Consider the following 829-nt stretch of genomic DNA (forward strand, 5'->3'; position numbering starts at 1 on the left):
AACAGGACCGTGAAACGACTTTGCGCCGATGATAGTGCGGACTACCCGTGTGAAAGTAGGTCATCGCCAGGCTCTTATCCCCAAAACCCCCAAGCCCTAAAAGCTTGGGGGTTTTGCTTTTGAGCGAGCGGTTCGGCGCGTTCATCGCCTCGATGAACGCGCGATTCCAGCCCTCAGGATCGCCCTACATAGGGTGAGAGCATCGATTTCCGATCGATGATTCTGGTCCACAAGCGATGCGCTTACAACCCGCAAAGCAGTGTTCCGCAACGGAAAGTGCTTGACAGTCGATGGCGGTTGGACCATAATCGAAAGTTCTCTGCGGAGAGGTGCCCGAGTGGCTAAAGGGGGCAGACTGTAAATCTGTTGGCTTACGCCTACGCTGGTTCGAATCCAGCCCTCTCCACCAGAATGCTAGGCAGCAACCAGGCGAAAGCCGATGAAGCAGGAAAGTTCCGGGCGGGTGTAGCTCAATGGTAGAGCAGAAGCCTTCCAAGCTTACGACGAGGGTTCGATTCCCTTCACCCGCTCCAGCGCCTCGGTTGTCGTCATAAAGTAAGTCAAGTTTCGCCCATGTGGCTCAGTGGTAGAGCACTCCCTTGGTAAGGGAGAGGTCGGCAGTTCGATCCTGCCCATGGGCACCATCAATCCCGCACTGGCAATTGCTACCGAGACAGGAGTCGCGACATGGCAAAGGAAAATTTCGAGCGGACTAAGCCGCACGTGAACGTAGGTACGATTGGTCACGTTGACCATGGCAAGACGACGCTGACGGCGGCGATTGCAACGGTGCTGGCCGCGAAGTTCGGTGGTGCCGCGAAGAAGTACG

1 protein-coding gene and 3 tRNA genes are annotated in these 829 nt (G+C 56.2%); all 4 read left to right on the forward strand.

Annotated elements, in window-relative coordinates; all coding sequences use genetic code 11:
• The first annotated feature begins 323 nt into the window (after positions 1 to 323).
• Positions 324 to 409, forward strand: a tRNA-Tyr gene (locus F7R19_RS29560).
• A 50-nt stretch (positions 410 to 459) separates the two neighbouring features.
• A tRNA-Gly gene (locus tag F7R19_RS29565) sits at positions 460 to 533 on the forward strand.
• A 36-nt stretch (positions 534 to 569) separates the two neighbouring features.
• Positions 570 to 644, forward strand: a tRNA-Thr gene (locus F7R19_RS29570).
• A gap of 43 nt (positions 645 to 687) precedes the next feature.
• On the forward strand, positions 688 to 829 hold a 142-nt coding region (locus F7R19_RS29575), incomplete at its 3' end, for a GTP-binding protein (protein ID WP_249043181.1).

This window comes from Cupriavidus pauculus (assembly GCF_008801835.1).
GTDB lineage: Bacteria > Pseudomonadota > Gammaproteobacteria > Burkholderiales > Burkholderiaceae > Cupriavidus > Cupriavidus pauculus.